Source organism: Streptomyces sp. NPDC026673 (genome assembly GCF_040638135.1).
Classification (GTDB): domain Bacteria; phylum Actinomycetota; class Actinomycetes; order Streptomycetales; family Streptomycetaceae; genus Actinacidiphila.
This window is the reverse complement of record NZ_JBEZXR010000014.1, coordinates 56699-75678: the sequence shown is the minus strand read 5'-3', so window position 1 is coordinate 75678 and position 18980 is coordinate 56699. Positions and strand designations below refer to the sequence as shown.

General features: G+C 70.0%; 15 protein-coding genes. 9 read left to right on the top strand and 6 right to left on the bottom strand.

Annotation, left to right across the window (positions count from 1 at the left end; genetic code table 11):
* Positions 1-94: 94 nt before the first annotated feature.
* The 4 genes from AB0F62_RS13325 to AB0F62_RS13310 all read right to left on the bottom strand — a co-directional run bounded on the left by AB0F62_RS13325 (position 95) and on the right by AB0F62_RS13310 (position 5909).
* A complete protein-coding gene (locus AB0F62_RS13325; RefSeq protein ID WP_361796569.1) occupies positions 95-460 on the bottom strand; it encodes a hypothetical protein in 366 nt (121 codons plus the stop codon).
* Between the two features lie 119 nt (positions 461-579).
* On the bottom strand, positions 580-3012 hold the full coding sequence (locus AB0F62_RS13320; protein ID WP_361796566.1) for an AAA family ATPase: 2433 nt from the start codon (positions 3010-3012) through the stop codon (positions 580-582).
* Positions 3013-3134: 122 nt separating this feature from the next.
* On the bottom strand, positions 3135-5147 hold the full coding sequence (locus tag AB0F62_RS13315; RefSeq protein WP_361796563.1) for a TerD family protein: 2013 nt from the start codon (positions 5145-5147) through the stop codon (positions 3135-3137).
* A gap of 198 nt (positions 5148-5345) precedes the next feature.
* Entirely contained in the window at positions 5346-5909 is a 564-nt protein-coding gene (locus AB0F62_RS13310) for a hypothetical protein (protein ID WP_361796560.1), read from the bottom strand.
* Between the two features lie 232 nt (positions 5910-6141).
* On the opposite strand from AB0F62_RS13310, the gene AB0F62_RS13305 reads away from it, so the two are divergent.
* The 5 genes from AB0F62_RS13305 (at position 6142) to AB0F62_RS13285 (ending at position 13228) form a co-directional block, all read left to right on the top strand.
* On the top strand, positions 6142-7017 hold the full coding sequence (locus AB0F62_RS13305) for a hypothetical protein (RefSeq protein ID WP_361796557.1): 876 nt from the start codon (positions 6142-6144) through the stop codon (positions 7015-7017).
* A gap of 60 nt (positions 7018-7077) precedes the next feature.
* The gene (locus tag AB0F62_RS13300) at positions 7078-8229 is read left to right on the top strand and encodes a hypothetical protein (RefSeq protein ID WP_361796554.1); all 1152 of its coding nucleotides are present in this window, start codon (positions 7078-7080) and stop codon (positions 8227-8229) included.
* Complete coding sequence (locus tag AB0F62_RS13295) at positions 8226-9728, top strand: hypothetical protein (protein WP_361796551.1); 1503 nt, start codon at positions 8226-8228, stop codon at positions 9726-9728. The genes AB0F62_RS13300 and AB0F62_RS13295 overlap by 4 nt, the downstream gene beginning before the upstream one ends.
* Positions 9725-11083, top strand: coding sequence for an AAA domain-containing protein (locus AB0F62_RS13290; protein WP_361796548.1), 1359 nt, complete (start codon positions 9725-9727; stop codon positions 11081-11083). The genes AB0F62_RS13295 and AB0F62_RS13290 overlap by 4 nt, the downstream gene beginning before the upstream one ends.
* Before the next feature lie 261 nt (positions 11084-11344).
* Complete coding sequence (locus tag AB0F62_RS13285) at positions 11345-13228, top strand: DUF2075 domain-containing protein (protein ID WP_361796545.1); 1884 nt, start codon at positions 11345-11347, stop codon at positions 13226-13228.
* A gap of 496 nt (positions 13229-13724) precedes the next feature.
* On the opposite strand, the gene AB0F62_RS13280 is transcribed toward AB0F62_RS13285, so the two are convergent.
* Both AB0F62_RS13280 and AB0F62_RS13275 read right to left on the bottom strand, forming a co-directional pair.
* Entirely contained in the window at positions 13725-14084 is a 360-nt protein-coding gene (locus AB0F62_RS13280) for a hypothetical protein (protein WP_361796542.1), read from the bottom strand.
* Between the two features lie 106 nt (positions 14085-14190).
* Positions 14191-14469 carry a hypothetical protein gene (locus AB0F62_RS13275; RefSeq protein WP_361796539.1) on the bottom strand — a complete coding sequence of 93 codons (279 nt, stop codon included), beginning with the start codon at positions 14467-14469 and terminating at the stop codon, positions 14191-14193.
* A gap of 178 nt (positions 14470-14647) precedes the next feature.
* Here AB0F62_RS13275 and AB0F62_RS13270 point away from each other — a divergent pair, with 178 nt between their 5' ends.
* The 4 genes from AB0F62_RS13270 to AB0F62_RS13255 all read left to right on the top strand — a co-directional run bounded on the left by AB0F62_RS13270 (position 14648) and on the right by AB0F62_RS13255 (position 18516).
* The gene (locus tag AB0F62_RS13270) at positions 14648-14908 is read left to right on the top strand and encodes a winged helix-turn-helix domain-containing protein (RefSeq protein ID WP_361796536.1); all 261 of its coding nucleotides are present in this window, start codon (positions 14648-14650) and stop codon (positions 14906-14908) included.
* A gap of 55 nt (positions 14909-14963) precedes the next feature.
* Positions 14964-15158, top strand: coding sequence for a GntR family transcriptional regulator (locus AB0F62_RS13265; RefSeq protein ID WP_361796533.1), 195 nt, complete (start codon positions 14964-14966; stop codon positions 15156-15158).
* A gap of 797 nt (positions 15159-15955) precedes the next feature.
* The gene (locus AB0F62_RS13260) at positions 15956-17305 is read left to right on the top strand and encodes a replication-relaxation family protein (protein ID WP_361796530.1); all 1350 of its coding nucleotides are present in this window, start codon (positions 15956-15958) and stop codon (positions 17303-17305) included.
* A 38-nt stretch (positions 17306-17343) separates the two neighbouring features.
* Positions 17344-18516 (top strand): hypothetical protein, encoded by a 1173-nt coding sequence (locus AB0F62_RS13255; protein WP_361796527.1) that lies wholly within the window; start codon positions 17344-17346, stop codon positions 18514-18516.
* The last annotated feature ends 464 nt before the right edge of the window (positions 18517-18980 follow it).

Genomic DNA, 18980 nt, shown 5'->3' with positions numbered 1-18980 from the left:
ACCAGTTGTGAAGCCGTAGCGTTGGGACTTCGGGCCGAGCCGGTGGGGCACTCCGAGTGTCTGCGCCTGACGCAGGCACAGCCTCTGAACTCGATCATCCTTGAGACTCCTTCCCCGTAAGCACCCTCAGCAGTGCGGCCGCTTCGTCGCGCCAGGCACGCAGCTCACCAGCGGTGGGGGAGAGTTCGTAGGAGTGGTAGTGGCAGGCCTTGCTGAGGCCGGACCAGGCGGCGGACCAGCGGCGGGCGAGCTCAGCGCCTGCGTACGACTCAAGGCAGAGTGCCTGCGCGTGCGTCGGGCAGCGGGCCAGTTCGGGGCGGACGGTGCGCCAGTATTGCCGCAGTCCCTCCTCGAGGGCCAGGCGCAGCAGGAGAGCGGCAGCGCGCGGCCAGACGCCAGTTGTGGAGTTGGTGACCTGGGCAGAGCCGAGCAGCCGGTCGGTGCTCGACAGGAGGTCCACGGGGGAGGTGGGGAGCGCCTCAGCGGCAGGGCCGGGCTGGGCGGGTCGCGGCGGCGTCGGCCGAGGTACGGCCGAGGGCGCCGGGCGAGGGGCGGGCGGAAACCTTGGTGTCGGGGTGCTCACAGCTCCTGCACCTTCCCGGCGAGCCGCTTGGTCTCATCGATCAACTCGTCGACATCGGGGACTGGTACGGCTTCGTGGGAGCCGCGGTTACACAGCCGGATCAGTTCTGCGGCCCAGCCGCCGTAGGCGCGTTCGAGGTCAGGGAGCACCTCGGCGCTGCGGGCCCGGTCGCCGTACATGGCCAGAGCGGCGAGCTCGGTCAGCTTGTGCGCACGGGAGATCTCCCGCTCGACAGAGGCATGGTCGCGGCCGCTGCGGAGCAGGCGACGGCGGGCGGCGGGCAGGAAAGCGGCCTCCAGCGCGGTGCGGCACAGGCCCGGGAGCACCCGGGAGACGACCTCGGGAGGCATGTTGCGGGCCTTCGTGAGCGCCTTGGCGTCGTACAGGGCCTGTTTGACGGGATCGTCTCCCTGTTTCACCTGGACGACGGACCGCTCGCGCCGTACGACCTCCAGGATGGTGGCGGGCAGCCGCAGGTACTTCAGGGCCTGGGGGAGACGGGTGTCATGAGTGAAGACGACGACCTGCTGCTGCAGGGCGAGCGCGGACAGGACGGTGGCCAGGCCCTCGACTTTCGCGGGATCCATGGACTGCACGGGGTCGTCGATGACCAGGAAGGGGAAGGGATTCTCCGCGAGTGTGGTGCGGGGCAGGAAGAGGGACAGCGCGAGGGAGTGCAGCTCGCCCTGACTCATCACCCCGAGAGCGGGGGCGTCGATGTCGTCGACGGAGACGTCCAGGACGACGCGGCGCTGCGTGCCGGTGCCGCCGAGCTGCACCGGTCCGAGGCTGACGTTGCTCCGCTGCCGAAGCGCGGCCCAGGTGGCCTGCGCCCCATTCGCAATGGGCCGCATCCGTTCGGCGCGCAAGTCCTCGTGTGCGTCCTTGAGCCATTTGCGGGCCGCTTTCACGTGGTTCAGGCGGGGGCGGCCGGTCTCCGCGGTGCGGGCCCGTTCCAGCCACGCCGCGAGGCGGGCGGCGTGGCCGCGCCACTCCTCGTCGTGCTCCGCGAGCTGCTTGGCGGCCTGCTGGGAGGTGAGCCGGCAGGCGTCGGCCAGTACGGCGGCGCTCGACTCGGCGCGCGATGCCAGCTCGGCGGCCCCCGCTTCGGTGAGGCTGCGGCAGCCGGCCCATGCGCGCCACAGCTCGGCGAGGTCGGGCGGCAGCCAAGCCGGGGGAGGCACGACCAGGTTCCGCAAGGCCTCGCCGGCGTCACTCAGCTCGCGGCGGGCGGCACGGGCGTCCGCGGCATCCTCGCGCAGACGATCGACCTGCTCGGCGGCGGCCGCCGCCCAATGGCCGTCGATCCGGTCATTGCTCCCGCAGACCGGGCAGTCGGGGCGGGCGGGGTGGCGGCGATGGTGGTCCAGTGCCGCGGACAGCAGTTCCGCACGCTGCCAGGAGTCCTCGGCCGAGGTGGCCCGTGCGTCCTCGGCACCCGCGGCCGCTTCGCGCAGCCGGGCCACCGCCGCGCCGACCGCGGCGAGGTCGGGACCGGTCAGTTCGGCGAGGCGGCGCAGTCCGGTGAGGGCGTCACCGTCGATGGTCGACTGTCCGGCCACCAGCGCTGCGGCCTGGTCGAGGTCCTGCGTACGCCCGCTCAGCGCCGAGACGGCGGCCGCGGCACGCGGGTCATCGACGGCGCCCAATTCTGCAATCAGTGCGGGGAGTTCGGCGGCAGCTTGCTTGAGAGCGCCATCGAGCTCCTTCGACTGGTCCATCAGCCGTTTGTCGGCTCCCGCGAGCTGCTCCAGTCCGAGGATGGCCGCCACTGCGTCGTACATCTCGCTCGGCTTGCCGCCGATCAGCGCGCCGAGTTCGGAGTAGGAGAGGAACGGCCGGTAATGGGCGAGGTCCCGCTCCCACCCCAGTGCGGTCAGCGGGGCGGGTTCGTGGCCGGGCCGCTCCCACTCCGCGTGCGACTCGGCGACGTCCTGACCGGTCCAGGCGCGGTAGACGGTGCTGGGCGCGGTGTCACCCTCGACCAGCAGCTCCACGGCGACTTGCGGGTCGTTCCCCTCGTGTAGGTTGCGCCAGCTGCGCCGCCAGATGTCGGACCTGGTCTTCCAGCGCGCGTTGTCACCGGTGAGCGCGATCTCGATGGCCTCGGCGAAGCTGGACTTGCCGGAGCCATTGCGGCCGACGACCAGAGTCAGGCCGGGACCGGGCGTGAGCGGGAGCCGGGCGGTGCGGCCGATTCCGCGGAAGCCGCTGACGGTGACCGACTGGAGGTAGGCGCGCGGCGCGCGCTCCCTCGAGGAGGTCGTTTCCTCACCAAGGCATTCGAGCAGCAGTGCCTGGGCCTCGGGGGCGAGCGAGGAACCGGCCAGCCGGAGCCGGATCAGGTCGCGCAGGGAGGGGGGTGCTTCGGCGGAAACGGCTTCGGGCTGAGTTGTGCCGGAGGGCTGCTCCGGCGGTGGGGTGTTCACGACGGTCTCCAGTGGACACGGTCCGGCGGCGAGATGGCTTTCGGGGTCGGCCGATCGCCCCCCCGCGGAGCACACGAAGAGGGCGAGGCGACCGGAGTATGGCGGCGGAGGGTCGTGCGGGGTCAGCCGTCCGTGGGGCCCGTGCGCTGCGCGCCCCGACGCGGTGCCGGGAGCCCCAGGTGGGTGATGACATGCGAGTGGAAGCGGTCAACGGCGGTGTCGACGCTGCGGATGAAGCCGCTTTCGGCATTGCCGCGGGTGTTGCCCATGGTCTTCGAGAGGGTGAGCCGGAAGCCCTTGACCTGCGCGGAGTCCTTGGGCAGCAGGTCGCCAGGTTCGGGGCGCAGCTTCTCCAGGGTGCCGCGCGGCCCGGCACCCTGGCCCTCGGCGAGCAGCGTTTCGACGTGCAGGTCGGCCGGCGCCTCGGCAAGCTGGCGGACCAGGCGTTTGGCCCAGGAGAGGGGATAGCCCTGCTCAGGCGCGGGCACGTCGATCGAGGTGCGGAGCTTTCCGGTGCGCAGATCCGCGGTGATCGCGAGGGTACCGATCGCGCTCTCGATGTGGATCTCCGCGTGCAGTTGCCCGTTGTCGGCGAGGCGGTCCGCGAGTTCGGCGCGCCGGAGCTGAAGGTCGGTACCGCGTTTGGCGCGTACGGGGGACACCTTCTCGCCCAGTTCGCCACTGAGACGGAGGCTGACCTGCTGGATGAGACGCTCCCAGCTTTCGACGACCTCCACGGCCTGCTTGTCGCCGCGTACCAGGGTGTCCTCGCTGATGGCGTTGCGGAGGGGGACCCAGGCCGTGCCCATGTTCTGGAAGCCGTGACAGCCGGAGTTCTCGTGCTGGAGGTAGTGCAGGAGTTCCTGGAGCAACCACGCGTGGGCCAGGTTGGCGACGCCGTCGTGGCGAACGAGCATCTGGGCGTGGTGGACGACCTCGGCCCAGGAGAGGTGCCACAGGGCGACCTTGTGCTTGCGTCGGCCGTCGATCTTGACATTGACGACAGGGCTACCGGGCAGGGCCACGTCATTGGAAAGCGTGATCACCGCCTCGTAGCCGCGGCGAGCCGCGATGTCCATGTAGGACTGGACCTGCTCGTCCTTGAGCGGATTGCCATTCGTCTTGGTCTCGACCAGTGCGGTCCAGATCTTTCCGGCGCGGGAGGCCCGGATGACGCCGTCGGGGCGGACCGTCGTCGCACCGTAGGTGAAAGAGGTCTCGACGAAGGTCTCCATAGCACCGGCCGGGGCGTTGAACCCGGCGGTCAGGCGGCGGCCGAACTCCGGTACCTGCGCCATGACGGACAGCAGCACCGAGGTGGCGCGGACCTCGCGCTCACGATCGCTCTTGAGTTGCGGCACCGGGAACAGCCGGGCGGACCGCCAGGACTCGTTCTCGGCCAGCGACTTCTTGGGGCTTGCGGGCAGCGTCACCTTCTTCTTCGCGATCCGTACGCGCCTGTGCGGTGCCGCCGGCCGGGCGGGGTCTGCCGGCTCCGGTGCTTGCGGAGCGGCGTCCTGCGTCCTGGTGGCGTCGGACTGCGCGGGGATCAGGGCAACGGCAGGTTCCGGGGCGGCGGCCTCCGGCTCGTCCTCCGTGACGTTGATACCGTAGTCGGTGGCCAGTCCCGCGAGGCCGGAGTGGTATCCCTGGCCGACGGCCCGGAACTTCCACTCCCCGTTGCGGCGGTAGATCTCGCCGAAGACGAAGGCGGTCTCCACACTCGCGTCCTTGATGGAGAAGTGGAGGAGCGGCTCACCAGTCGCATCGGCCAGGGTCAGCCGCAGGTCCTCCAGTTCGCCGAACGGAGCGCTGCCGGTCCGGCTGGCGGCGACCACGATGCACTCGATGTCGGCGGGGATGGCCGTCAGGTCGAGGCTGATGCGGTCCTCGCTGCCGTCCGCGGTCGGCGTCGAGCCGAGCACCTGGACGCTGCCGTCCGCACTGGCGGGGTTGTTGTAGAAGTAGAGGTCCTCGTCGCTGCGGACCTTGCCATTCGCATTGAGGAGCAGCACGGACACGTCCGCTTCTCCGGTCCCGGAGGGATCGGTCCAGCCCAGGGCGACCTGGATGGATCCGGTGTCCTCGCTGAGCGTGGCCAGGCCGATGTTGGCGCCCTTGGATATCTCGTGCATGCGGTGTCCTTGTCGCGTGTGCTGCTGCGTCCAATGTGTATCAGGTATGTGCAAGTCGTGGATGAATGGTGTGCAGTCGAGGAACGTGCCCAGTTGGTGCCACCTCGCGATGGAGCGGTTCCGAGTGGCGGACTCGTCAGCCGAGGGTGTTGGCGAGAGGCGGGCGAACGAATGTCGTGCGGCGGTGGCGGACGTCAGTTAGCCGACCTTGGCCCACTTCTGGCAGCCGGTCGTCTTGAACACCTCGCCCTTGCGGACGGTCACCCGACCGCTGCCCTGCAGGTTGTTGTTGGCGATGATCGAGTCGAAGTCGCCGGTGGAGTCCTTGGCGCGCTCCCAGTAGCACAGGGAGCCGTCGGGGCCGGCGGTGCGGTAAGTGCCGGCCTTCATGTCGGCGCCGACCAGGTACTCGCCGTCCCCGGCGACGGTGGTGGCGGGGCCCTTGGGCTTGGGCGGCTTCGCTGTGACCGTCTTGGTGGCGGTCACGGTCACCGTCGGGGCCGGGGCGGCGGCCGCCTTGGCGGTGGCGGTCACCGTCGCGGCCGGAGCGGTGACCGAGTTGCCGTCGGCCTCGGCGCCGCCGCCGTTTGCGGCGGTGCCGAGGAACAGGGCGACGACTCCGACCGCGCCGTGGGTGAGCCAGGCCTTGCGCCGCGAGGGCTTGCCCGGCGGCTGCGGCGCAGGGGGACGGGCGATCGGGTGCTGCGTCGCCCATTGTGGAGCGGACGGGTTCGGCGGGTACGGAGGCATGGCAGAGCTCATGGCGGTTCCTTGGTGAAGTGGCCTGGGTGGCGCGAATGGCGACAGTGGGTGTGGGAGTGCGCTGCGGCCGTCGGCAGGGTGGGGCCTGATACGGCGCATGGCGAAGATGTATGCAGGCTCTGCCCGTTGGGCTGGAGCCGTGCGGTTGCCAGGAGCGTAGCGCGGTCTGGTCGAACTTTGGAACCCTTTGGAAAACATTGGAAGCGAGTGGAGTCTGGGCTATGCTGCCGACATGCCCGAGTCACTCGAAGCACTCGAACAGCGGATGACGGACCTGCGTGCCTCTCTGCGCGAAGCAACGCGCGCGGGCGACAAGGCTGCCGCGACGAAGGCCCGAAGTGAACTGCGCGACGCGGAGCAGGCGTGGCACGACGCGCTGGACGCGCTGGACGCGGAGGCAGCGGGCGCGGGCCCGGACGCGGCACGGCCGACCGAACCCCCGCTGCGGCCACGACCGGACTCGCCGGCAAGGACGCTCGCCCGTGCCGTGGGCGGCGTGATCCCCGTGCGTGAGCAGGTGCACCAGGCGCTCACCGTCCTCGGAGCCAGCGCCGCTCCCAAACTGATCTCCGCCGCTCACGAGGCCTTCTTCGCGGACACGATCGTCACCACCCGCCTGGCGTCGCTGCGACGTGACGAGGAGCGCTCCTTCGCCGCACAGGCCTACGCGCGCCCCTACTACATCTGCGCGGCCCTCACCCACGACCGGCTGACGCCTGCCAGAGGGCTACTCGCCCTGTCCACCTGGCCGCTGGAACAGCGCATCGTCGGGCCGCTCGGCCCACGCACCGACTTCCTCACCCAAGCCGTCAGGGTCGCCGAGCAGATACAGCGCATCCAGGCGACCGGCGAGCAGCCATCGGACGCCGCCTGGCGACTCCTGCACCGCTTCGCGCAGAACGTACCCGGAGCCCACGAAGGTTTCGGTGCCGCCGACCCGGAACGGGTTATCCGCGCCGCCACGACGGAATCCGAGGTCCACGCCGCGGACGACGCCGAACAACGGCAGGCAGCCGCACAGCGCGCCCGCAAACTGACCGATACGCAGAAACTCTTCGGCGCACCGGCACTCGGGCTCGCCGACCAAACGGGCACCGACGGCTCCTAACGACCCCGCCCGATCACCGTTGTTCCATCTCTGCTCGCACGCACCACCCAGGAAGATGCCATGGCGCCGTCGCCCAGCACCGATGACACGCTCTCGCGCCTGCGCGGACCGATCGCCCCGCAGCCGTACACCGCGCGGAAGATCACCGCGCTGACCGCCAACCCCGGCTGTGCCCGCCGCGCCGTGCTCGACGCCGCGGGCGTCGACAAGAACGCGCTCGCCGCCCGCGTCGGCTTCGACGCCCGCTTCGGGCAGTCCCCGTTCGCGATATCCCGCGGCAACGCGTTCGAGGAGCTGGTCAAGGCCGACGGCTACGCCGCCCTATTCACCCTGTTGCGCACGGAGCTCGACGTACCCGTCCGCGAGGCCGGGGTGGCGGACCTCAACACGGTCGGCCAGAACCCCGATCTCAAGCTCCGCGCCGCCGAGACCCGCCGGTTGCTGGGTCGTGTCACAAAAGGCACCGACGAGCGTCTCATCCTGGACCACCCCGTTCTCACCCTGCAGGTCGCCGGGCAGACCGCCTACCTGGAACCCGACGCCGTCACCCACCGCATCGGCGGCAGGTTCTACATTGCCGAGATCAAGTCGTTCGCCGCGATCGATGGCCAGGCCGACCCGGGCAAGGTCGCCGAGGCGGCCAAACAGGCCGCCGTCTACGTCATCGCGCTGCGGCAGACGCTCCTCGCCGTCGGCCTGGACGCGCAAGCGGCCGCCGACGCCGTCGCCGACCAGTTCCTGCTTATCTGCCCCAAGGACTTCGCCAACCAGCCGTACGGCAGGCTGGTCGACCTGCGCCAGAAGCTGGACGCGATCGAGTTCCAACTCGGCCGCCTCGACCGGGCCGAGGACCTTGCTGCCATGCTCCCGGCCGACGCCAGCTTCGACCTGTCAGAGGGCCGGGACGGAAGGCCGGCCCGTACCGGCCGGGAACTCGCCGACGCCCTCGACGACCTCACCGCCGCCTACAGCCCCTCCTGCCTCGACTTCTGCGAACTCGCCCAGTACTGCCGGGACCAGGCCACCACCGCTTGCGAACCGGCCCGCCTGGGCACCTCTGTGCGCAACGAACTGCCCGGCGTCGACTCCACCCGTACCGCGCTCGGTCTCATCGACGCCGCACTCGAACCCGACCCCACTCAGGCCGACATCGTCGAGCGCCTCCGCGCCGCCGACCGGCTGCGCGCACGCCGGATCGGAGGCGTCGCATGAGCACCCTCACCGCCCTCGCCAAACTCCGTGCCGAGCAGGCGGGCCGAGCCCAGCCGGTCACCACCGTCCGGCACACCCACATCGCCGAGCGGCCCTTCGTCCTCATCCCGCTCAAGCTGGCCGGTGAGGCCTGCGCGCCGCTTGCCGCCATGGCCGGGACTGACCGCGACCAGCCGCACCTGCTGGTCGTACCCCAGCCGCGCAACCGCACCCAGCGCTTCCGCTTCACCGAACAACTCGGCGCGCTGCTCCTGCCGTACCTCGACTCGTGCCGTGAGCAGACCGAGACCTATACGGCTGCCCGGGGCAAGGAGACCCGCGAACGCTACGCGGACGCCCCGCAGATCCTCCTGCCCAACCCCGGCGGTCTGGCCTTCACCCGTCTCCTCGGCCGCTCCACCAGGCTGCGCCGCACCACCGGCGAACACGCCGTCGACCCGGCCGTGCCGCTGCTCGGCAATTGGCTGACCTGGGCCTGCGACCAGAGCGAGTTCCCCGGCTCCAGTCTGCTGCTGAGCATGACTGGGCTGCTCACCGCGCACTGGGCCACCGGCCAGAGCAGCAGCGAGGACGGCAACCTGGCAGCAGCGCTGGGCTGGATAGACCCGCCCACCGGCCTGACCGGCCCCGAAGCCGCTCTCCTCGCCGAGGACCCCGGCGAGCACCCGCCCGCCGGCCCGGCCACCGACCCGGTCTTCGACCGCCTGCTGGTCGAGCTGATCGCGGCCTACGACGCGGCTGGCGCGACCGACGACGAGCAGCGCCAGGCCGCCGCCGTCCGCGCCCTCGAATCCGATTTGCGCACCCAACTGCAACCCACCTGGCGTGACATGTGGCACGGCATTGACCTACTGCGCGACCTGCCGGCCGGGCGGACCGTCGCCGACCGCTGGGCGTACGACCGTACGGCCTTCACCCTGCGCTCGCAGTACATCGCCGAGGGCGGAGCACCGCAGCCGCGCCGCGACCACGCGGCGGGCGCCGCCCGCCGCCTCGCCCGCCTTGAGGACGCCGTCGCCCGCTACCAGACCGACCGCGCTTTCGACGATCCGCTGGTCATGGCCGAGTACGAACTTGACGGTGCCGCCTTCGCCGGCCAGGTGGTGGCCAGGGATGCCGAGCGCATGGTCCAAGGACCCAAGCGCGCGGTGTTCCGGCCCCTGATCACGCTCCGGACCGAGACCAGGCCGCGCACCGGAGACGGCAAGGACGTGCGTAGTCCGGCCCGCACCGGCCAGAAGGCCGTGATCATCGACATCCGCGAGGCGGAGGACGGCTTCGACGTCGATCTCGAACTCTCCGGCGGGCTCGGCAAGCAGAAACCTCCGGCACTTCCCGGCGCCGTCCCAGAACTCGGCGAGGAGCTCCTCTACACCGTCCTCGGTGGCCACTTCACCACGGCCGCCGTGCCGGACGACACCGACGTCCCCTGGACGCACGGGGGCCCGCGCGAGGGCTACCAGCCGACCGACGACGATGCCAAGGAGGTCTGGGAATGACCACACCGACGTCCCCCACCCCTCAGGGCTCGGGCAGCCCGGGCGCCCGTGCCGACGCCGCGGTCTCCGCCGTGCTCCACGATCTGGACACCACCAATCAACGGGGCATCGTCGTCGACTCGCCGCCCGGCGCGGGCAAGTCCACCCTCGTCGTCCGCTCCGCCGGACACCTCGCCGACCAGAACCGCCCCGTCATGATCGTCGCCCAGACCAACGAACAGGTCGACGACCTCGTCACCCGCCTCGCCACCGACCGCCCCGACCTGCGCATCGGCCGCCTCCATGCCAGCGGCTACACCGCCCCACGCCGCATCCTCGGCCTCGACAACGTCGCCTTGTCCGCCGACGTGGGCGACCTGCGGGACTTCCCAGTCGTCGTCGCCACCGCGGCGAAGTGGGCCTTCGTCAAAGACGTCTCGTGGGACTGGGCCATCGTGGACGAGGCCTACCAGATGCGCTCCGACGCGCTGCTGCGCACCGCCAAACTCTTCGACCACGCCCTCTTCGTCGGCGACCCCGGCCAGCTCGACCCCTTCGCCACCGTGGACACCGACCGCTGGGCCGGCCTCACCTGGGACCCGCTGCGCAACGCCGTAGACGTCGCCCTCGCCCACAACACCGGGATGCCCCTGCACCAGCTGCCCATCTCCTGGCGTCTGCCAGCCTCCGCCGCGCCTCTGGTGGAGCAGGCCTTCTACCCCTTCTACCCCTTCACCCCCGGCACGCGCGACGGCGACCGGATCCTCACCCTGGCCACCGCTGCCCTCGGCGGCACGCCGGTCGACCAGGTCCTCGAGAAGGCCGCCGCCACGGGATGGGGTTACCTCGAACTACCCCACCGCCACACCCTGCGCACCGACGGCGACCTCGCTGCTGCCCTCGCCGACACCGCCAACCGCCTGCTCCAGCGGGGCGCCCTCACGCACTCGTCCGGCGTAGCAGCCGAGCTCACCGCGTCCCGCATCGCCATCGGCGCCGCTCACAATGACCAGGTCGCAGCCGTCCGCGAACACCTCGACCGCCAAGGGCCCCACCTCGCGGACATCACCGTCGACACCGCCAACCGCCTTCAGGGCCGAGAGTTCGACGTCACCCTCGTCTGGCACCCCCTGTCCGGGCGCGCCGACGCAAGCGCCTTCCACCTCGAAACAGGCCGCCTCTGCGTCCTGCTCTCCCGCCACCGCCACGCCTGCATCGTCATCGGCCGCGCCGGCATCCGGGACCTCCTCGACCGCCACCCTTCCACCTCACCGGTCTACCTGGACGTCCCGCCGAAGTTCCCCGACGGCTGGCGGGCCCACCAGACCGTGCTGCAGCACCTGGGACGGCCGGAGTACAGCGTCGCGGTTGACTGAACGGACCGCGGGCTACCCGGACCGAACGGATCTCAAGACGGACCCGGGTGCGTGAGGCTCCGGGCGTCAGACGTGATCAGGGCGAGGACACCGAGCGATACCGAAAGACCGCCGGCAAACAAGAACCTTCACCGCCGCCAGCCTCATGAGTACCCTTGATCACATCATTGCGGCCCGACGGGCTTCCGCTCCGCTCCGGTGGAGTCTCGAAGGACATGCCCCCACCCGCACGAGTCACTTCGTGCTGCCTGGGGGAATTCCTTGCTGCTCCGCGAGTCGGCCAGGACGGTCGCCGTCATGGCCCACGACGGGTCGCTCTACCACCGCCTGACCGAACAGTTCGTCCACATGCACGGCTATCGCCCGGGGACCTCCGAGGCCCGCTCCTGGGAGCGCAGCATCCCGGCGCTGGTGGGGGCACTCAACGATGCGGGGCTCGGCGGTGTGGAGGTCATGCTGGAGTACGCGCTGCCGCTGAACAGCAAGCGGGCCGACGCCGTGCTCGCCGGGGTGCACCCGTCCACCGGAGAGCCGTCTTACGTCATTGTCGAGCTGAAGCAGTGGAGCCAGGCGGCCCCTTACGAGGACGACCCGGCCCTCTGCCTGGTGGACGCCTACGCGCACCCTGTGCTCAACCCCATCGAGCAGGTGCGCCGCTACTGCGAATACCTGGTCAACTTCAACGGAGCCGTCGCCGAGCACCCCAAGCGGGTCGGCGGCGTGGCCTACCTCCACAACGCGACCGAGTTCGGGGTCAGCGGCCTGCGCGAAATCGAGCTCGACGACCGCGGTCAACTGTTCACCGCCGAGTCCAGAGGCGAGTTCCTCGACCACCTCCGTGCCAGGCTGAGCGACAAGCACTCGGGGGCCCGTGCGGCCGACGAGCTCCTTGCGGGCAAGACGGTCCCCTCCAAGCAGCTGATGGCCGTGGCGGCGCAGGAGGTGCGGGAGCGAGAGCAGTTCATCCTCCTCGACCAGCAGCAGGTCGCCTATCGCATGGTGCTCAACGCGGTGCGTAAGGCGAAGCGGTCCGACCACAAGGAGGTCGTGGTCGTCACCGGCGGCCCGGGGACCGGCAAGAGCGTCATCGCTCTCTCCCTGCTTGGCGAGCTGTACCGGGAGGGCGTGCCGGCTCTGCACGCCACCGGTTCGCAGTCCTTCACCAAGACCATGCGCAAGGTCGCCGGCGCCCGGAAGCGGGAGGTCCAGGACCTCTTCAAGTACTTCAACAGCTTCATGACGGCCGAGAAGAACACTCTCGACGTCGTGGTCTGTGACGAGGCCCACCGCATCCGCGAGACCTCCGCGAACCGTTACACCTCGTCTGCCCACCGGACGGGCAAGCCGCAGATCGACGAGCTCATCGACGTCGCCCGGGTGCCCGTCTTCCTCCTCGACGAACACCAGGTGGTGCGTCCTGGTGAGATGGGCACCGTGGCAGAGATCAAGACGGCTGCCGAACGAAAGGGGCTAACCTGTCGCGTCGTGCCGCTCGACAGCCAGTTCCGCTGCGGCGGCAGCGATGCCTATCTGCGGTGGGTCGTACGGCTGCTCGGTCTGGAGCCCGGCGGTTCGGTGACGTGGGATCCCGACGACCGCATGCAGCTTCTGGTCGCCGAGAGCCCGCAGGAGATGGAGGCGTTCCTTGAGGAGCGTCGCGCTCAGGGTTACGGCGCCCGGATGTCGGCTGGCTACTGCTGGCCGTGGTCACCGGAGCCCAAGCCCGGCGACCCGCTCCCGCCGGACGTGGTGATCGGCGACTGGGCTCGCCCCTGGAACCTGCGCGGAGAACGCGCGATTTCCGGAGCTCCGCAGTCGGCCCTATGGGCAACCGATCCGGCCGGCTTCGGCCAGATCGGCTGTGTCTACACCGCGCAGGGCTTCGAGTACGACTGGTCCGGCGTCATCATCGGTCCCGACCTTGTCTGGCGCACGTACCGCTGGGTCACCGACCGTACGAAGTCCAAGGACCCGGTCTTCAAGAAGTCCACGCCCGACGCCGACGTGGACCGGCTGATCAGGAACACCTACAAGGTCCTGCTCACTCGGGGCATGGTCGGCACGGTGGTGTATGCGACTGACCTGGAGACGCGCGACAAGCTGCGCGAGCTGGTGGGTCTGGAGCGGCAGACTGCCGACGTCTGACGGAGTGAGGTCCTTGGACAGCGGGTTCTGTGGCGGCCCCGGTCGAAGAGGGGGAGCGGCTCACGAGAGAGTCAGGGAGGCGACCAGGAGGGGGCCGCCGCACGGCTTGGCGCAGGTGGGTGATCGGCTGGCCTGCGACATTCGGTCGCCCCGCGTGGACATCACGATGCGCAGTACCCGTGCGTGGAGCCGTGCAGACAGGCATCGCACTCATTCTGTGCTTGGGAGCTCTGAGCCCCGCTGAGGCCACGAGACGAACCGGGCACCAGGGCCCCCGTAGCGACCCGGGAATCCGCAGGTCGCTACAGGGCCTCTCTCTGCTCGGCCGGCTCGCTACGTGCGGTGCAGCCCCGGCATGCATCGGCGGCACTCGCACGGTGGCCACACGGAGGATTGGAGGGGCTTGAGGTTGTCGCTGCTGTGGAAGCGCAGCCGGCGCCCCCACGTCTGCCCGCCGTCGCGCGATACGCGCATAGTCATCAGTGGAGCTTCGCGCCTACGCATCGGCGCCTCCGGTCGTCAGACGCATGCCGCGTGACTCGGCGACCCGTAGCGTGTTCGACAGGACGTCGCAAAGACGGGCCACGACGAAACGAGATTGGTCCGGGGTCAGCGGCTCAGTAACGGCGAGCGTCTGACGGGCAAGCTCGAGCAGGTCTGACGCTGCGGTGAGTTGTTCACGTTCCATGCGGTCGGCGAGTCGCGCGATCATCCCCTCGGGATTGTCGTCCGGGGTGTAGGCGGGCTTCCCGTCCGGCCCGGTCCACGGAGGCAGTCGCAGTCCCGCGACGCCGCGCGCAGCCTCCGCGTCCACGACCGGCAGGTAGCCGGACCACGCTTCGTTGAAGCCGTTCATTTGGTGCCCTTCGTGGTCTGCTGGCGGGACGCAGGAGAGGTAGCGGCGTCCAGTGCTGACGGCTCACGACCGGGTTGGTGCTGTCCGCAAGGCTTCGCAGTCGCGCTCACGCCACAGCCTCCGGCGCGTAGTCGATGCCCATGGTTGCCAGCACTGCCGCCGTGCGCCGTTCACGCTGTGCTTGCTGCTCTCGGCGCAGCTCGAAGGCGACGAGATAGCGGGGCACGAGCGGCAGGTCGTCAGCGTTGATCACCTCAGCCGGGCGCGGTGAGCGGTAGGCAGGCAGTGAGGTACGTACGCGTTGCGCCGGCTGGGGGGCTTCCGCCCGACGACGACCACGAGCAGGCAGGAACCACGCAACGAGCGCGGCGATAAGGTGCCACATAGCCGAGACTCCATTTCTCGGTGAGCCCCGGTACGGAAGTAGCCGCTTCCTGCCGGGGCGTCTTGTTGTCTGGGCGAACGAGCCTAGCCGATAGTAGGTAGTAGTAGGTAGTAGTAGGTAGTGGTTGGTAGTAGTTCTAGGTAATGCGTGGTTGTAAGTAGCGGCTTACGGTCGGAGCGTGGACAAGATCAGTGCCGACTCGCCCGAATACGTGTACGAGCAACTTGCTGCGATTCTTGAGCGCAAGATTCGTTCCGGTGAGTACGCTCCGGGGGCGCGTCTGCCGGGCGAACTTGTGATGACGCACGAATACGGGGTTGGTCCGGGCACTGTTCGCCGTGCGCTGAGCATCCTTCGGGACGCGGGGCTTGTGGTCACTCGGCCGGCGCGCGGAACCTTCGTCGCTGACCCGATGCCTCCGGCAAACCCTTCCGCGTAGTGCCCCAGGATGTCCGCGGGTCAACCAGCACCGGCAGGCGCCATCTGACGTGATCATGAAGCGGATCACGGACAGCGCCTATCCGCCTGGCAGCAAGCTCCCCAGCGTGGTGCAGATTGCGGCCGAGTTCGGCGTGGTCAACTCGACGGCGCAACGTGCCATGGAGCGGGTACGTGCTGAGGGGCTGACGCACTCCGAGAAGGACGTGGGCACGTACGTGCTCAGGGCGGAGGAGCGGGACCTGCCGTAAGCGGGAGCCGCCGTCGCGCGGACCCAGGCCAGACACCCAGAAGTGATGATCGCCCCATGGCGGCATCCTCACGGCCCGGACGACTCCCCCCGACAGCGCATGCGCCACGAAATGCACTCCCGGCTATCGGGCCTGCTTGAAGCACGATGGAGAGTGGCCAGCCCGAGAGGAAGCTCACCGACTACTGCGGCCGCACTCACCGACCAGGACTGAGGCGGTGGTCGGTGAGTGGTGTCGGGCTGATGCACTGAGCGCCCTGGTGGATCGCGACCCTCGGCGACGAGCAGGCGGGCGGACTTTGCATCAGCAGACCGTCGGACATCGTGGCGAGGCGGGGGGCTGGTTTGCCTGTAGGTCCTCCGCCTGGGCACGCCATCGCTCTCGCGGGGTCCCAGGCGGTGAGTGGCTGGGCGGCTAGGGCGGGCGCGTTGTACGGCCTGTGGGCCTCTCCGGCTCGTGACCCGCACTTGCCGTCGGTGCGTACAAACGCCCCAACACCGTTCCCTACAGTCCTCCCTACACCGCGCCCTACGGTGACCTTCCACCTCGTGTGCAGCGATGCCGCAGGTCAGACCGCGCATTGACCGATGGCGGACGCCTCGACAACCCCTTTACTCCTGCTGCTCTTTGTCTTGTGTGTCAGTGGGGCGTGGTGGAGTGGTCGTGTAGGGGTCGTGAGGTAGGGCCTCGGGATGCCCGCCCCAGCCCCGGATCACCGGCTGCCGCCGTGGCGGCGCGGACGGCGGGTCCGCCGGTGGGGTGGTGCCGTGCCGGGAGCGGTGGGGAGGGCGAGCGCGATGACGGGCACGACGCGGTGGCGGTTCGGGTCGACGGCGCGGACGCGGAGTCTGGTCCTGCTGGCGCTCGGCGTGGTGAAGGTCACTACGGTCGCGCAACTGCGGCAGCTCGTCCTGCCGGGCACCGCCGACGTACAGACCGTCCGCAACGCGTGCAAGGACCTGCGCGACGCCGGGCTGCTGGAGTCGGTCGGCAAGGTAACCGGCACGAACCCGTTGGGGCGGCCGGTCAGCGAGCACCTGTGGAATCTCACCACGGCCGGATTGGCGGTGGCCGCGACCGAGCTGGACCGGCCGCTCGGTGAGATGGGCGGTACCGCTCGGGAGGCGGCCAGGGCCGGCGCGGCGCACGCGGTGAAGGTGACCGACACCATCGACGCGTTCCTGCAGTCACCGCCGGAGCCGACCAAGCCGGTTGCCCGCCGCGGCACACCGCCCGCCGCCGGGCTGATTGAGCCGCTGCCTGCCAGGCCCCCGGGGCTGGGCAAACTTCGCGGGTGGCACACCGAGGTCGCTCTCCCCGTCACCGGCACGTTCACTACGCCGGGTAAGGGCAGCCTGCGCGCCGACGGGGTCCTGAGTGCGCCGGAGGCCGGGCTGCCGGTGCTGTTCGTGGAGGTGGACAACGGCACCGAACCAGCGGCCAAGGTGGCCGACAAGATCGTTCGCTACCGCCGGTTCTTCCAGCGCACCGTGAAGGACCAGGACGGGCAGCAAGTCCCACTGTGGACGACCCTCTGGCAGGCGTCTGTTCGCGAAGGCTTCCCGCCAGTGGCGTTCGTGTTCACCAAGCAGGTCGGTCTCAAGGCCCTGCAAGCACGGATACATGAGGTCGCGCGCTTATCCGAGGAGCACTGGCAGGGCATGTGGCGTCCTGGCCGCCCGATAGGGAACACCGGAGAGCGGGACGGGTACCGGGACTACGACGGCACGGTGCCCGTCCTGGCCACCGCACTGGACCGGCTGCAGCAGCACGGCCCGTGCGGGGCGATCTGGTGGCGCTTCGGACATGACTCGGCCCAGACCCTCACCGATGCCCTGCGCAACCCCGACGACCTGCATGCCTACGGCCGTCGAGACGAACAACGTCGTGCCGCCCAGCGGGCAGCTGAGGAGGAGGAAGCACGTCGGCAGGAGGACGAGTACCGGCAATGGGAGGCCTCGCTGTGGCCCTGCCCGACCTGCGGCGGCGACGTCGACCCCGACGATGCCCCTGGCTTGGCCCGCGGCGATGAATGCCCGCGCTGTTGCGCACAGCGCGAGCGCGTCGCGGCCGAGCGAGCCGAAGCGGAGGCGGAGTGGGAGCGCGAGCGGCGCGGCAATGGGCTGTTCGGATGGCTCCGCGGCTGACCCAAACCTAGGGTGTAGGGCCGATAGGCTGCCAAGTCGTGAGCGAGTACCAGTACTACGAGTTCCTTGCGCTTGACCGCCCGTTGGACGAGGACCAGGTCAGGCAGGTACGCGCGCTGTCCACCCGCGCCGACATCACCCCGACCCGCTTCGTCAACGAATACCACTGGGGCGACTTCCGCGGCGATACGACGAGGCTGGTCGAGCAGTTCTACGACGCTCATCTGTACTACGCGAACTGGGGCAGCCGTCGCCTCGTCCTGCGTCTGCCCGACGGCTCGCTCCCGGCCAAGGAGGCCACCGCGTACGCGATGGAGGATGCGCTCGGCGTCTGGACCCAGTCCGGACACACGCTGCTGGACTTCTCCGTGTCCTCGGAGGACGGCGGCGAGTGGGAATTCGAGACGTCCTACACGCTCTCCGCATTCGTGGGGCTGCGCGTCGAACTCGCGGCGGGAGACCTGCGGGCGCTGTACGTGGCATGGCTTGCCGGGCTCACCGCCTGGGAGCTCGCGGAGGACGACGAGGAGAACTACGCCCGCGAGGTCGAGCCGCCCGTGCCCGCGGGACTGGCCTCGCTCACCGGCCCGCAGCGTGCCCTGGCGGAGTTCCTGGGCGTCGACGCGGACCTCCTGGCGGTCGCCGCCGAGGACAGCCGGCCCGCCACCACGGAGGTCCTGGACCCGACGGCTCTGGCGGCCTTCGTCGCCGGTCTTCCCGCCGCCGACAAGGACGCCCTCCTCGTCGAGGCGGCGCTGACCACCGCGTCCCCAGGGGCCCGACTCCTGGCCCGCTATCGGGCGGCGACCACTATCCCGGGCCCTCGTGACGTAACCGGCCGGCGCACCGCGGCCGAACTCCTCGACATGGCCTACCGCCGTCGTACCGACCGCAGGCAGCGAGAGAAAGTCGCTCAGGCCGCGGCCGAGCAGGCCCGGGCACGGGCCGCCGCCGAGGCGCAGGAGGCACGCTTGGTCAAGCTCGCCGAGAACACCGAACAGGCGTGGAGTGAGGTCGACGGCCTGATCGCTCAGAAGAAGGCCGGTGCCTACGACGCTGCTGTCGAACTCCTCGGAGACCTGCGCGCCCTGGAGGCCCGCACCGGGGGCACCGTGGATTTCGACCGTCGGGCCGGCGAACTGCGCGCCGCACACCGGGGCAAGCCCTCCCTCATGCAGCGCTTCGACGTCATGGGCATCCCCAGTTCCTGACCGGCCCATCTGCCGCAAGGGCGATCGCCCGGCACGACGCCCGCCTTCACGTGCCGAGTTGCAGGTCGCTCGGTGTCGGGCCGTGGACGACGCGGGTGTCCGGCGCCGGGCCGTGGGGGAGGGTTCATCCGTCAGAGGGTGCGTTTCTGATTGGGTTCGCCGGGGCGACGTCCTTCAGGCGCGCCGCGTCGAGCCCCTCGAGGGCGAGGGCGAGGGTCAGCTCGACGCTGTCGGCCAGGCCACCGCCGCGCCAACACCTGGACGCATGCGGGACGTCGAGCGGCGTTGCTCTCGGGCAGGCCCAGCGGCGTGTTCATGCCCGTCATCAGGGCCGGCGCCGGCAGACCATGGTCGACGCCCAACCCCACCAGCTTCCATGCGAGTTCATGGGTCGGACCGATGACTCTCAGGAGAGCCCCGGCACCGGCCTTCACGTCGAGCACCGGCGAGCGGCCCGCCGATTC